The sequence below is a fragment of the Microvirga soli genome, from assembly GCF_016734765.1.
GTDB classification, from domain to species: Bacteria; Pseudomonadota; Alphaproteobacteria; order Rhizobiales; family Beijerinckiaceae; genus Microvirga; species Microvirga soli.
This window is the reverse complement of record NZ_JAERQE010000023.1, coordinates 16,294-30,035: the sequence shown is the minus strand read 5'-3', so window position 1 is coordinate 30,035 and position 13,742 is coordinate 16,294. Positions and strand designations below refer to the sequence as shown.

Annotated in this window: 13 protein-coding genes; 2 read left to right on the top strand and 11 right to left on the bottom strand. The window is 65.6% G+C overall.

Annotated elements, in window-relative coordinates; genetic code table 11:
- Positions 1–62 precede the first annotated feature (62 nt).
- From ftsH to pal, 4 genes are all read right to left on the bottom strand, one after another.
- Positions 63–1,982 carry an ATP-dependent zinc metalloprotease FtsH gene (ftsH, locus tag JKL45_RS18340; RefSeq protein ID WP_201863027.1) on the bottom strand — a complete coding sequence of 640 codons (1,920 nt, stop codon included), beginning with the start codon at positions 1,980–1,982 and terminating at the stop codon, positions 63–65.
- A gap of 144 nt (positions 1,983–2,126) precedes the next feature.
- Positions 2,127–3,152 carry a tRNA lysidine(34) synthetase TilS gene (gene tilS, locus JKL45_RS18335; RefSeq protein WP_201863026.1) on the bottom strand — a complete coding sequence of 342 codons (1,026 nt, stop codon included), beginning with the start codon at positions 3,150–3,152 and terminating at the stop codon, positions 2,127–2,129.
- A gap of 29 nt (positions 3,153–3,181) precedes the next feature.
- Entirely contained in the window at positions 3,182–4,153 is a 972-nt protein-coding gene (gene ybgF / locus JKL45_RS18330; protein WP_201863061.1) for a tol-pal system protein YbgF, read from the bottom strand.
- Positions 4,154–4,265: 112 nt separating this feature from the next.
- Complete coding sequence (gene pal, locus JKL45_RS18325) at positions 4,266–4,766, bottom strand: peptidoglycan-associated lipoprotein Pal (RefSeq protein ID WP_196265446.1); 501 nt, start codon at positions 4,764–4,766, stop codon at positions 4,266–4,268.
- A 248-nt stretch (positions 4,767–5,014) separates the two neighbouring features.
- Between pal and JKL45_RS18320 the strand changes: the two genes are divergently transcribed.
- Both JKL45_RS18320 and JKL45_RS18315 read left to right on the top strand, forming a co-directional pair.
- Complete coding sequence (locus JKL45_RS18320; protein WP_201863025.1) at positions 5,015–6,526, top strand: phospholipase D-like domain-containing protein; 1,512 nt, start codon at positions 5,015–5,017, stop codon at positions 6,524–6,526.
- 87 nt (positions 6,527–6,613) lie between these two features.
- On the top strand, positions 6,614–7,228 hold the full coding sequence (locus JKL45_RS18315) for an HdeD family acid-resistance protein (RefSeq protein ID WP_201863024.1): 615 nt from the start codon (positions 6,614–6,616) through the stop codon (positions 7,226–7,228).
- 38 nt (positions 7,229–7,266) lie between these two features.
- Here the strand turns inward: JKL45_RS18315 and tolB are convergent, their stop codons facing one another.
- The 7 genes from tolB to ruvA all read right to left on the bottom strand — a co-directional run bounded on the left by tolB (position 7,267) and on the right by ruvA (position 13,713).
- On the bottom strand, positions 7,267–8,601 hold the full coding sequence (gene tolB, locus JKL45_RS18310; protein ID WP_201863023.1) for a Tol-Pal system beta propeller repeat protein TolB: 1,335 nt from the start codon (positions 8,599–8,601) through the stop codon (positions 7,267–7,269).
- 27 nt (positions 8,602–8,628) lie between these two features.
- On the bottom strand, positions 8,629–9,750 hold the full coding sequence (gene tolA, locus JKL45_RS18305) for a cell envelope integrity protein TolA (RefSeq protein WP_201863060.1): 1,122 nt from the start codon (positions 9,748–9,750) through the stop codon (positions 8,629–8,631).
- 34 nt (positions 9,751–9,784) lie between these two features.
- A complete protein-coding gene (locus JKL45_RS18300) occupies positions 9,785–10,228 on the bottom strand; it encodes an ExbD/TolR family protein (RefSeq protein ID WP_201863022.1) in 444 nt (147 codons plus the stop codon).
- Between the two features lie 12 nt (positions 10,229–10,240).
- Complete coding sequence (tolQ, locus tag JKL45_RS18295; RefSeq protein ID WP_201863021.1) at positions 10,241–10,981, bottom strand: protein TolQ; 741 nt, start codon at positions 10,979–10,981, stop codon at positions 10,241–10,243.
- Positions 10,982–11,283: 302 nt separating this feature from the next.
- Positions 11,284–11,691 (bottom strand): tol-pal system-associated acyl-CoA thioesterase, encoded by a 408-nt coding sequence (gene ybgC / locus JKL45_RS18290; protein ID WP_201863059.1) that lies wholly within the window; start codon positions 11,689–11,691, stop codon positions 11,284–11,286.
- 163 nt (positions 11,692–11,854) lie between these two features.
- Positions 11,855–12,901, bottom strand: coding sequence for a Holliday junction branch migration DNA helicase RuvB (gene ruvB / locus JKL45_RS18285; RefSeq protein ID WP_201863020.1), 1,047 nt, complete (start codon positions 12,899–12,901; stop codon positions 11,855–11,857).
- Between the two features lie 194 nt (positions 12,902–13,095).
- Positions 13,096–13,713: a Holliday junction branch migration protein RuvA gene (ruvA, locus tag JKL45_RS18280; protein ID WP_201863019.1), complete on the bottom strand. Its 618-nt coding sequence runs from the start codon at positions 13,711–13,713 to the stop codon at positions 13,096–13,098.
- Positions 13,714–13,742 lie beyond the last annotated feature (29 nt).

The following is a 13,742-nucleotide window of genomic DNA, read 5'->3' as shown; positions in this document are numbered from 1 at the left end:
GTAAACAAAAAAGAACGCCCGCTGGGGAGCGGGCGTTCTTGGATTTCACAAAGACTGACGTTTTAAGCCTGCGGCTGGGGCTCCATGCCCCCGTCGTTTTCTCTTGGGCGGTTGGGCCGTGTTGTGGGCACGGCGGAGCCGCGGCTGGGGGTGGCCGCATCCCCGGTGTCGCGCACCGGCGGCTGCCCGTCGAGCAGGTGGCGGATCTCCTCGCCCGACAGCGTCTCGTACTCCAGCAACCCCCGGGCCAGCGCCTCAAGCTCGTGCTGCTTCTCGGTCAGAATGCGACGGGCGTCGTTCAGCCCGTCCTCCACCAGACGCCGCACCTCGGAGTCGATTTTCTGCGACGTCGCCTCGGAGATGTTCTGCTGGCGCCCCATGGACATACCGAGGAACACCTCGTCCTGGTTCTCGCCATAGGCCACCGTGCCAAGCTCAGGCGAGAAGCCCCACTTGGTCACCATCATGCGCGCCAGCCTTGTGGCCTGCTCAATGTCGCTCTGGGCGCCCGACGTCACCTTGTCCTTGCCGAAGATCATCTCCTCGGCAATGCGCCCGCCCATCATGATCGCCAGACGCGAGGTCATCTGCTCGTACGACATGGACAGCTTGTCCCGCTCCGGCAGCTGCATCACCATGCCCAGCGCCCGCCCGCGCGGGATGATGGTCGCCTTGTGCACCGGGTCGGTGGCCGGCACGTTGAGCGCCACCACCGCATGGCCCGCCTCATGGTAGGCGGTCAGCCGCTTCTCGTCGTCGGTCATCACCAGGGTGCGGCGCTCGGCGCCCATCATCACCTTGTCCTTGGCGTCCTCGAACTCCTTCATGGTCACGATGCGCTTGCCGCGCCGCGCCGCCAGCAGCGCCGCCTCGTTGACCAGGTTCATCAGATCGGCGCCCGAGAAGCCGGGGGTGCCGCGGGCGATCACCTTCAGGTCCACGTCAGGCGCCAGCGGCACCTTGCGCACGTGCACGCGCAGGATCTTCTCGCGGCCGACCACGTCCGGATTGGGCACCACGATCTGGCGGTCGAAGCGGCCCGGGCGCAGCAGCGCCGGGTCGAGCACGTCGGGCCGGTTGGTGGCAGCAATAATGATCACGCCCTCGTTGGCCTCGAACCCGTCCATCTCCACCAGCAGCTGGTTGAGGGTCTGCTCGCGCTCGTCGTTGCCGCCGCCCAAGCCGGCGCCACGATGGCGGCCGACGGCGTCTATCTCGTCGATGAAGATGATGCAGGGCGCGTTCTTCTTGGCCTGCTCGAACATGTCGCGCACGCGGGAGGCGCCCACACCCACGAACATCTCGACGAAGTCGGAGCCCGAGATGGTGAAGAACGGCACGTTGGCCTCGCCGGCGACGGCCCGGGCGGTGAGGGTCTTGCCGGTGCCGGGAGGGCCGACCAGCAGCACGCCGCGGGGAATGCGCCCGCCGAGGCGCTGGAACTTCTGCGGATCGCGCAGGAACTCCACGACCTCCTGCAGATCCTCCTTCGCCTCATCGATGCCGGCGACGTCGTCAAAGGTCACGCGGCCATGGGCCTCCGTCAGGAGCTTCGCCTTCGACTTGCCGAAGCCCATGGCCCGGCCGGCGCCGCTCTGCATCTGGCGCGAGAGGAACACCCAGGCGCCGATGAAGAGCGCGATGGGCAGGATGTTCATAAGCACCGCGATGAACCAGGGGGTCGAATCCGACTGCGGACGGGCCGTGATCGAGACGCCCTTCTGCTGCAGCTTCGTGACCAGCGCTGGATCGTTCGGCGCATAGGTCGTGAAGGTGCGGCCATCCGTATAGGTGCCGCTGATCTCGGGGCCGGAGATGACCACGCTGGTGATGCGCCCGGCATCGGCCTCGCTGAGAAGCTGGCTATAGGCGATATCGCTGCCGCCGCCTCGCTGGCCGGGGCTCTGGAAGAGTGTCACGAGCGCCAGCACAAGGAGGAAGATCACCACCCACAGGGCGAAGTTGCGGAAATTTGAATTCATCTGATCAGGTTCTGCCCCAGAGGGAGAAAAGCACGAGGAGGTCTCCGCGCGCGGCTAAACTCAATGTAGGCGTACCGTCCCGCCTTGCCAAGGGAATGCGGCACCTATGCGGCGCCTTCCGATAACCTGAGCCAGGAGATTCGGCTAACGGCCCCGATGGCGTGGCGGTTCCGGCCCGACAAAGACCCGTCCGCCAGGGGTAAGGCGCAGATGGGCGCCCGCGACGGTGAGGCTCAACGCCTCCCCGGCCCCGGCAGCCTGCCGCAGGCGCTCCGTGCAGGATTCGAGCCGATGAAGACGGCTGTTGTCCAGATCCAGGCCGGCCCGCGTCAGGGCCTGCTCCAGCACCCGCAGGGCGATGTCGAAAGGCTCCTCCGTCAGGATCTTCGCCTGAAACGAAAGGGTGCCCACTTCGAGAATCGGCTCACCGCGATCCAGGGCCTCCCGCGCTTTAAGGTCGAGTGCCTCGTCCGCCCGGGCGGCTCTTTCGGCAAAGCGGGCGAGGCGCTCGGCGGTGAGCCCCTCGGCGGCAAGGAGCGGCATCAGCCCGCGCCAGCGGACCCGGGCATAGCGCTCGTCCGCGTTCGACGGATCGGTGACGAAGCGCCAGCCGTTCCGCCGGCACAGATCGAGAAGATGTGACTTGGGCAAGCCGAGAAGCGGCCGCAAATGCCGGATGCCTTGCCGATCGGTGTCCCGGCGCATGCCGGCAAGGCCCGACAACCCGGAGCCGCGCGACAGGCGCATCATCACCGTTTCGGCCTGGTCGTCGAGGGTGTGGGCCGTGACGAGATGGGAGGCTCCTGCCTCTCGGGCATGCTCGACGAGGAGGCGGTAGCGCGCTTCGCGGGCAGCCTCCTGAATTCCGGTCACGGGCTTTTGCCCGGCCCAGGTCAGCGTCCGGTGCGGCAGATTCAACAGAGCGGCTTCGCGCGCCACTAAGGCAGCCTCCTCGGCGGCCTCGGGCCGAAGGCCATGATCGACGGTGGCGACGTAAATGGGAGGGTGTTGGCCAATCGCAGCCCAGCGGGCGAGGCCATGCATGAGGGCTATCGAATCCGGCCCGCCCGACACGGCCGCAAGGATGCCCGAGGCATTGTTCAGAGAAGAAAAAAGACGCTCGAGCCCTTCATCCGAGAGCGGATCATCGGGGGGCGAGACGGGGGCCACGGCGTGGGGCCTTCAGAAAGGTCAGCGGATCAGCTGCACTTGATCCGCTTCTGCTCGCGCTCGGAGGCCTGGCGGACGGGCGCGGAGGCCTGCGGGTACTTGCGGTCGAGTTCGGCGAAGACCGCGCAGGCGCGATCCTTGGCCCCGAGGCCGTTCAGGGAGATGCCGAGCCGCAGCAGGGCATCGGGCGCCTTGGGTGTGTCCGGATGCTCGGCCGAGACGTTCAGGAACTGCTCCGCTGCCTCGCGATACCGGCTGCGCACGAGATAGGTCTCGCCGAGCCAGAAGGTGGCTTCCGGCACCAGCTTGTCGCGGGGGTTGGATTGCAGGAAGCGGCGAAAGCTCATCTCGGCCTGGTCGTACTGCTTCGAGGTGAAGGAAGCGTAGGCCGTATCGAAATCCGACCGGGGACTGGCGGCGCTAGCGGCTGCCACGCTGGGATTGGAACGCTCGATGATGGCGCCCTGCGGCAACGCTGTCTGCACATCGGCGTGCTGGTCGAGCGGGGCGCCCTCGGCGTCATCCTGCTCGATCAGTTCCCCGATCCCGGCCAACTGACCACCCGGAAGCGGCATCGGACGGCCGGCATCAGCCTCGGCGAGCGGCGCGGACGGCGGGGTCGAGCCGAGCGGACGGGGCGCGCCGGGGGCGCTGGGCGCCTCCGACGGGTCGAATACGTCGCTGCGGCGCTGGGGCTGCGACTGGGCCGGCGCCGGCTGTGACGGGGCAGGCCGCGAAGGCGTCGCGGTGGACGGGGCGGGAGCGGGCTTGGAGCCGCCACGCCCCTCCTGGAAGCGGAACTCCACGTCCTCCTGGAACTTGCGCAGCTGTTCCTTCAGCTGGCGGTTCTCGTACTGGAGCTGCTCCATCTGGCCGGACATCTGCCGGAACTGGCTCTCGAGCCGGTTCAGGCGCACGATCGCGTCGGCCGCATCCTGGGCGGCAACGGGACTGGCAAGAGCCAGGGCAAAGGCGAAAAAGACAAACAGGCGTCGGAACATGCTGGAAATACCGTTGGGATCCTCGACGGAGGGGCCGATAACACAAAAGCGCCGCCACGGCGAGAATGTGGCGGCGCTCTGCGATTTCACGAGACTTGAAGCCAGTGAGGCCTTATGCCCCGGCGCCGTTGCCGAGCACCGTCACCGCGCGCCGGTTCTGCGACCAGCAGGAGATGTCGTTGCAGACAGCCACCGGGCGCTCCTTGCCGTAGGACACGGTGCGGAAGCGGTTGCCCGGGATACCGCGGGAGATCAGATAGTCGCGAACGACCTGGGAGCGGCGGGCGGAGAGCGAGAAGTTATACTCGCGGGTGCCGCGCTCGTCCGCATGGCCTTCGAGGATGAAGGTGTATTGCGGGTAGCGCTGCAGCCACTGGGCCTGCTTGTCGAGGGTGGCCACCGCCGTGGGGGTCAGGTCCGTCGAGTCGGTCTCGAAGAACACGCGGTCGCCCACGTTGACGACGAAGTCCTGGGCGCTGCCCGGGGTGGCGGCGCCACCGGCCCCGAAGCCGCCGGCTCCTCCAGCCATCTCATCTTTGTTGGACGAACACGCCGCCGCCCCGAGGGCGAGGACGAGGGCAGCGGCGAACTTGACGGCGCGCAACGTCATCATGGGCAATACTCCTTACACATACGTTTGCCGAACGTTGTGTCTTTCATATCGGGAGGATGGTTAAGGGAGGGTTCCGTCAACCTTGAGGAGAGGCTTCGGATTAAGGTGAATTATGGCCAAGTTGTGGAACTTGACGTCATGGTAAATCAACTGTGAATGAATTCCGGATGGCTGCGCCATATCTAACACTGAAGGCGCCTTGCGAAGCTAGGCTGCTGCCGATTGTCCGTCTCAAGCGTTGAGAGGTCATGAATATCGTGACGACCCCGCCCGGCACCCTCGGCCAGCCCTACCGCAAGGCCCTCGACGACCTTCGTCTGGAGCGAGCTTTCGCGCGTATTGCCGACAGCGACCTGCGGCACGGCAATGCGGTGGCGCTGCTGAAGGATTCGCGGGAGAACTATCCGGCCTGGCTCGAGGCGATCCGTTCGGCGAAAGCCGTCATCCATTTCGAGAACTTCATCATCGCCGATGATGAGAGCGGCCGCGAATTTGCCGATGCCCTGATGGAGCGGGCCCGCGCGGGCGTAAAAGTGCGGGTGCTCTACGATTGGCTCGGCTCATCGTTCCGGGCCCTGCCCGGCTATTGGAGGCGCCTGCGCGAAGCCGGGGTCGAAGCCAAGGTGTTCAACCCACCCCGGCTGACCGACCCGTTCTGGGTTCGTCGCGACCATCGCAAGGTGATCACCGTCGATGGGCGCATCGGATTCGTGTCGGGCCTGTGCATCTCGGACAACTGGGTCGGCCGGGAGGGCCATGCGCCTTGGCGCGACACCGGGATATGCCTGGAAGGCCCTGTGGTGGCCGATCTCGATGCGGCCTTCGCAGAGACCTGGCGGCTCGCCGGCATGCAGGCCATCCCGAAATCCGAACTGCCCCATCCAGACCTGGTTTCGCCGGCTGGCACGATGGCCGCCCGTGTCATCAGCGGCGAGCCGGGAATGCTGCGCACGTACCGGGTCGATCAGTTCATCGCGGCCACCGCACAGCGGAACCTGTGGCTGACCGACGCCTATTTCGTCGCCACCACCTCCTATGTGCAAGCTTTGGGCGAAGCGGCGCGGGACGGGGTGGACGTGCGCATCCTGGTGCCGGGATCGAGCGACGTTCTCGCACTCCAACCCCTGGTACGGGCCGGCTATCGTTCCCTCATCGAGGCGGGCATTCGCGTCTACGAATGGAACGGTTCGATGCTCCACGCCAAGACCGCCGTTGCGGACGGGCGCTGGTCCCGTGTCGGCTCCACCAACCTGAATCTCGCGAGCTGGGCCACCAACTGGGAGCTCGATGTCGTCGTCGAGGATACTCAGTTCGCGGAGGCCATGGAGGCGATGTATCTCGAGGACCTCGCCAACGCGACGGAGATCGTTCCCGGCTGGCAGTCCCGCCGCCGTCAGGCGAAGAAGATGCGCTCCCGCCGCGGGCACCGCTATACGAAGGGTGGCGTGCGCAGGCTGGCGGCCGGCGCCCTGGCCCTGTCGACCACCCTCGGCAAGTCGGTGCATTCGCGGTCGCTCACCGCCACCGAAGCGAGCAGCGTTGCCATCATCGGTTTCGCTCTGCTGGCGCTCGCCGTGCTCATCACCTTCTTCCCGGTCTTCATCATCTCGCCCGTGGTGATCGCCCTCGTATGGCTGGGCCTCGCCCTCCTCATCCGGGCTTTCCGTTTGAAGCGGCGCGTGCGCCTGAGGCGCCGCAAGCTTGCACTTCGGCGGAAATTGACGAAGATCAGGGACGGCGAGGCTTCGCCAGGAGAGTAGGACCCGAGAAGAGCAAAACGAAACCAACGGTCAAGCTTGGCGTAGATCTTGTGCAAGGCAGTGCATTCCTTTCCGAGGAGGACTCCTATGACAGCAGGTACGACCGGCTCTTTCGATACCCTTGATCGCACTCACGCGATGAGCGCCCTTCTGGCTCAGAACTGGTGGGCCTTGGCGCTCCGTGGCGTCTTCGCCATCATCTTCGCGCTCACTGCTTTCTTCATGCCCGGAGCCACGCTCCTGTCCCTGGTCTGGGTCTTTGCGGCCTATATGCTGGTCGACGGGGTCTTCGGCATCGTGTCCGGCATTCGGGCAGCCTCCAACAACCAGCGTTGGGGCCTCCTGATCCTCGGAGGCATCCTGAACATCCTGGTCGGCATCATTGCCTTCGTCATGCCGGGCCTGACGGTCCTGTTCTTCGTCACCCTGATGGCGGTGTGGTCGCTGATCACCGGCATTCTGACGATCGTGGCCGCCTTCAAGCTGAACCCGACCTATGGCCGTGGCTGGCTGATCTTCAGTGGCATCGTCTCGGTTTTGTTCGGTATCGCGCTGCTGCTGGGTCCGATCGTCGGCGCCGTGGTGCTGACCTGGTGGCTGGGAGCCTATGCCCTCGTGTTCGGCATCTCCCTGATCGCCCTCGCCTTCAAGCTTAAGGGCCACAAGGACGATACCGTCGGGGCGGCTCCGATGAGGGCCTAAAATGAAAAGGGCGCTCGAAGCGCCCTTTTGTCTCTCGATCAGTTGCTCTGCCGGCTCTCGCTCAACAGCGGCGACCAGGTCGGGTCGGACGCGAAGGACGGGGTCGGGACCGGCTGCTCGACGCGGCCGGTGATGTCGACCATGTAGAGCTTGCCGCCGGCCTGCCCGCCCGGATCGCGGAAGAACAGGATGTACTGGCCGTTGGGCGCCCAGGTCGGGCTCTCGTTGTGGAAGCCTTCCGTGAGGATGCGCTCGCCGGAACCATCCGGCTTCATGATGCCGATGGCAAAGCCGCCCGCGCGCTGCTTGGTGAAGGCGATGTAGTCTCCGCGCGGCGACCAGGCTGGCTGCGAGTAGGAGCCGTCGCCGAAGGAGATGCGGCGCTGGTCCGATCCGTCCACGTTCATGGAATAGATCTGCTGCTTGCCGCCGCGGTCGCTCTCGAACACGATCTGCTTGCCGTCCGGCGAGAAAGACGGCGAGGTGTCGATGGCAGCGGTCGAGGTCAGGCGCGTGGTGGCCTGGGAGCCCAGGTTCATCATGAAGATGTTGGCGTTGCCGCCCTGCTGCAGGCTCATGACGATGCGGTTGCCTTCGGGTCCGAAGCGCGGCGAGGAGGCCATGTCGGGGAAGTTGCCGAGCACCTGGCGCGAGCCGCTCTCGAGGTTGATGACCTGAACGCGCGGCTGCTGGCCTTCGACCTGGGACATATAGGTGATGTCCTGGGTGGCCGGCGAATAGCGCGGCGCCACGACGGAGGTGTCGCCTTGTGTCAGGTAGCGCACGTTCGCGCCGTCCTGATCCATGATGGCGAGGCGCTTGCGGCGGTTCTCCTTCGGGCCCGATTCATCGACGAACACCATGCGCGTGTCGAAGAAGCCGCCAAAGCCCGTGATCTTGGTGTAGACCGCATCCGAGATGATGTGGCCGACGCGACGCCAGAAATTGGCGTCCGTCACGTATTGCTGACCGGCGAGCTGCTGGCCCGTTTCGATGTCCCACAGGCGGAACTCGGCGCGAAGCCGTCCCGACGGGTCGCGCGTGACGCGGCCGGTGACGAGCGCCTGGGCGCCCGCCATCTTCCAGGCGTCAAAACGCGGCGCGGCATCGAACGACGGACGCTCCGGGAAGCGCGACTTGTCGAGCGGTGCGAAATAACCCGAGCGTTGCAGGTTGTTGCTGATGATGCCGGACACCCGCTGCCCCATGTCGCCCTCGCCGGAGAAATCGGCAACGGCGATCGGCATGGGCTGGAACTGCCCGCCGGGTCCGACACGGAACGAGAGCTGAGCCTGCGCTGCGGGTGCGAGCGCGGCTATCGGCAGGACAACAGCCAACGCGATGAGAAGACGGGTAACAATGCGATTGATCATGGGATGCTATCTCAAGCTTGAAGGGCTTTAAGAGAGAGGAGGATCGAACTGGACGTTCAGGACCTTCCAATCCGCGTAATAGGGGACGAATTTCGCCGGGATCTCGAACTGGCGGCACTTGCGAATGGCCCTGACGGCCGCATCGGCCACCGCGCGATCAGTCGATGAGCTTCCGGCCTGCAGGACTCGCGGTTCGGTGGTGAGCGAGCCGTCCTGGTTCAGGCGAATGTCAAGGATCGGTGCCGTGACCTGACCACCGGACGCCGCAATCGGCGCGCTGTAGCAGCGCTCGATCTGCGACACGAGAATGCCGATGAGGGCATCACGCAGGCTGGGCGAGAGCTTTGCGGCCGATCCCGTCGCGGTGCCGAGCGAGGCGGTCTTCTGGACCTCCGCGCCGGTCGCGCCGGTGGACTGGCTCTTGTCCTTGCTGTCGAGGAATTGCTTCAAGTCGCCCATGTCGAGCTTCTTGGCGAGCTGAGCTTCCTTGCGCGCCTTGGCCTCGGCCTCTTCCTTGGCCTTGGCTTCCGCAATCTTCTTCGCCTCGGCGTCCGCCTTGGCCTTCGCGTCGGCCTCGGCCTTCGCCTTGGCTTTCGCTTCGGCGACCTTCTTGGCTTCGGCGTCCGCCTTGGCTTTTGCTTCCGCCTCAGTCTTCGCCTGCGCTTCGGCCTCGATCTTCGCCTGCTCGGCAGCCTTCGCCTTCTCGATGGCCTCGGCTTCGGCCTTCTCGATCAGCTTCTTTTCCTCCAAGGCCTTGGCCTCGGCGGCCTTGTCTTCCTGCGAGCGGGTCGGTGGCGCAGGCGGCGGAGGTTGGGCGGCGACCGGCTCTTCCTTCTCGGCGACCTTCATTTCGGCCGGGCGCTTCGGCGGTGCCGGCGCATCGCGTTTGTCCTCGCCGGGCTCCTTCAATTCCGTCTTGTCGGCGACGCGCTCGGCCCGAGGCTTGGGCTGCGGCGCCTTGGCGTTGGCTTCGCCCTTGGTAATCTGGGAAAGCTGGCTGTCGGTGATGATCTCGACCGCGATGCCTTCCTGCGCTTCGGGAAATTCGGCGACAGAAGACAGGCCGATCATGGCAGCCGTCAGCAGCGCCGCATGCGCGACGCCCGAGACCCAGAAGCCTGGCTCAGAAGTGCTGAATTTCAGCTTCAATGCCACGTGTGGTTGCCCCTTGCTCTCAATCGGCTCAGCGCTGGTCGATCTCGGTCACGAGGGCGACGCGCTTGTAGCCGGCCGTGGTCACGATCGACATCACCTGGGCGACGCGTCCATAATCCACCTTCTTGTCGCCGCGCACGAAGACCCGCTCGTCGAAGCCCGCCTTCGACACTTCCGCGAGCTTGCCGACGATGGCTTCGTCCGTCAGCTCCGCTTCGCCGAGGAAGACCTGACCGTTGGCCTTGATCGACAGGGTCACTGGCGTCGCGTCGGAATTGAGCGGAGCGGCCTTGGTCTGCGGCAGATCGAGCGGCACGCCCGCCGTCATCATGGGCGCCGCCACCATGAAGATGATGAGCAGCACCAACATGACGTCGATGAACGGCGTCATGTTGATCTCGTTGATCACACCGGACTGCCGGGAGCGCCTGCGGCGGCGTCCGCCTCCTGCCGATCCTGCCATCATGGCCATCGGGACTCTCCCTTAAGCCGCATTGGCCGGAGGCCGGCCGGCATGGCCGATGCGCTCGTCCACCTGACGGGACAGGATGGCCGAGAACTCGTCGGCGAAGCCCTCGAGCCGCGACTGCAGCTTGCCCACTTCCGAATTCAGCTTGTTGTAGGCCAGCACCGCCGGAATGGCCGCGAACAGGCCGATGGCAGTGGCAAACAGCGCTTCGGCGATGCCGGGAGCCACGACCGCAAGGCTGGTGTTCTTGGAGGCGGCAATCGACGTGAAGGAATTCATAATGCCCACCACCGTGCCGAAGAGCCCGATATAGGGGCCAGCGGAGCCGATGGAGGCCAGCACCGTCAGGCGGGCATTGAGGCGCTCCACCTCGCGCTGGATGGTCACGTCGAGCACCTTGTCGATGCGCTGCGGCAGTGTCTGGAACGAGCGCCCCGAGCCCTCGAAGGAGCGCTTCCACTCGCGCATGGCGGCAACGAACACGGCAGCCAGGCCCGTGGCCGGGCGGCCCTGGAGATTGCGGTAGAGCTCCTCCAGGGACTGGCCGGACCAGAACACGTCCTCGAACCGGTCCATGGCGCGCTTGGTGCGGCTGTAGAGCAACGTCTTGTCGACAATGATGGCCCAGCACCAGACCGAGGCCGCCAGCAGGCCGATCATCACGAGCTTGACGATGAAGTGGGCCTGCCAGAACAGGCCAAAGAAGGACAGGTCGTGGGCCACAGGAGCGGCCTGGGCCACATCAGCCGGATTCATGAATCTCGTCCTCGCTCTTCGAACAGCCTTGGGTTGCCCCAGGGCTCGCCGCAGATTGGTTTTAGGAATATCTGTTTCTGTATCACAGCTGGTTCGCCCCCGAATCTGTCGAAAATAAGGGCGGCGGCGCATAAGACGCAGATCATCCCTGACCGTTACCTGTTAGGCACAGAGTAAGGTTAAGGTCTGGTTTAAGTACGGCCGCCGCAGAGCGGAATGATTTGAAATTGATATGAAATCCTGGCCGCTATGCTTTTGAGGCAAGGCTGTCCTGACGCCTGCCGATAGGCAGGATCACGGGCTTACCGGCCCGTGCTCAACGCGGCCCGCAGCTCGTCCGGGATCCGCACGGCCCGCCCGCCGCGAACGGCCGCGACCATGACGTCGGCCGTCACCAGCACCTCGTCGCCGCGCCGGACCTCCTGGGCCAGCGTCATCGAGGCGCCGCGCATCTCCTTGGAGCGGGTCACGATGGTGAGCACGTCATCCATGACGGCGCCGCCGAGGAAGTCGATGTTCATCTTGCGCACCACGAAGGCGAGGCCGTCCATGCTTGCGTGAAGGTCCGACTGCGCCACCTCGACGGCCCGCAGCAGCTCCGTGCGCCCGCGCTCCATGAAGCGGAGATAGCTTGCGTGATACACGCGGGCGGAAAAATCCGTGTCCTCGTAATAGACGCGGATGGGTAGGATATGGGCGCCGTCCCGCATGAAGCCGGAGAGATGAGGATAGCCTCCACCCTCCCCTTGAGGGGGAGGGTCAGCCATCAGGCTGGGGTGGGGTGGCAGCGCCGACGAAGGTCGTGTTTCCACCCCCTCCCGCGCCTCCGGCGCGACCTCCCCCCTCAAGGGGGAGGTGGAAGATCTGCGCTCCTCACTCATCCGCATCCCCGCCGAACAGCCCGAACTGCGCCACCGTCTCGCGGGTCGGCTCGGGGATGCCGAGGTGCTTGAAGGCGTGGGGGGTGAGAACGCGCCCACGCGGGGTGCGCTGAACGAAGCCCTTCTGGATGAGATACGGCTCGATGATGTCCTCGATGGCATCGCGCGGCTCGGACAGGGCCGCCGCAATCGTCTCAATGCCCACCGGGCCGCCGCCGAAGGAATTGGCCACCAGGGTCAGGTACTTGCGGTCCATGAGGTCGAGGCCGATGGGGTCCACGTCGAGGAGGCGCAAGGACTTGTCGGCGAGGTCGCGGCTGACGGTCTGCACACCTTCCACGATGGCGAAGTCCCGCACGCGGCGCAGGAGGCGGCCGGCGATGCGCGGCGTGCCGCGGGACCGGCGGGCGATCTCGTTGGCCCCCTCCTCGCTCATGCCGAGACCCAGCACCCGGGCGCCGCGGCGCACGATCAGCTCAAGCTCGTCGACGGTGTAGAACTCGAGCCGGATCGGAATGCCGAAGCGGTCGCGCAAGGGGGTGGTGAGCAGGCCCGCCCGGGTGGTGGCGCCCACCAGCGTGAATTTCGGCAGCTCGATCTTCACCGAGCGGGCCGCCGGGCCCTCGCCGATGATCAGGTCGAGCTGGTAATCCTCCATGGCCGGATAGAGGATTTCCTCGACCGCCGGGTTGAGGCGGTGGATCTCGTCGATGAAGAGCACGTCGCGCTCTTCCAGGTTGGTGAGCTGGGCTGCTAGATCGCCCGCCTTGGCGATCACCGGGCCTGAGGTCGAGCGGAAATTGACTCCGAGCTCGCGGGCGACGATCTGCGCCAGCGTGGTCTTGCCCAGCCCCGGCGGGCCGACGAAGAGCACATGGTCAAGGGCATCACCCCGCGCCTTGGCGGCATTGATGAAGATCTGGAGATTGGCCCGCGCGGCCTTCTGGCCCGTGAAATCGTCGAGCGAGAGCGGCCGGATCGACGCATCAACATCGTCCTCGCGCTTTTCCGGGCTGATCAGGCGGCGGGAATCGGTCAAAGAGGCTTACCTTCCAAAGGCTTCATATAGGCGTTTCCAGTGTAATACGCCATCTTTAACAGGATCAAAACAGGAACGTCCAACTCCTGTGTCATTCCCGGCCGGCGCGTAGCGGAGGGCAGGGAACCCACTCACACGCTAAGCGCCATGGATCCCCTTCCCGGCCTTCGGCCGCCGGCGATGACAAGAGACACTCACCGCGCAAGCTCCCGCAAACCCAGCCGAATGAGCGTCTTGGCCTCGGCCTCGTCGCCTGCCTGCTTCATAGCGGCCGCCACGGCGGCCGAGGCCTGGACCTGGGGATAGCCGAGATTGACCAGCGCCGAGATGGCATCCGCCACGGGACGTGGAGCGCTGTTGTCCTCGACGGCTCCGGTGAGGCGGATGAGGGCCGGATCGACGGCCGCGAAGGCTGGGGCCTTGTCCTTGAGTTCCGACACGATGCGCTGGGCAAGCTTCGGGCCAACGCCGGGGCCGCGGGCAACCGAGGCCTTGTCGCCGGTGGCGATGGCAGTCGCGAGAGTGCCGGGATCCAGCACCGACAGGATGCCGAGCGCCACCTTCGAGCCCACGCCCTGGACAGATTGGAGCATGCGGAACCACTCGCGCTCGGAATCCGACCGGAAGCCGAAGAGGCGGATCATGTCCTCGCGCACGTGGGTCTCGATGGAGAGCACCGCCGCCTCGCCGGTGGGCGGCAGATTCTGGAGAGTGCGGGAGGAGCAGTGGACCACATAGCCGACTCCGTGCACGTCGAGGATCACGAAATCCTCGCCGTAGGAATCCACCACGCCTTTGAGTTTGCCGATCACGTTCTTGTCCCCTCCAGGGTCATCCCCAC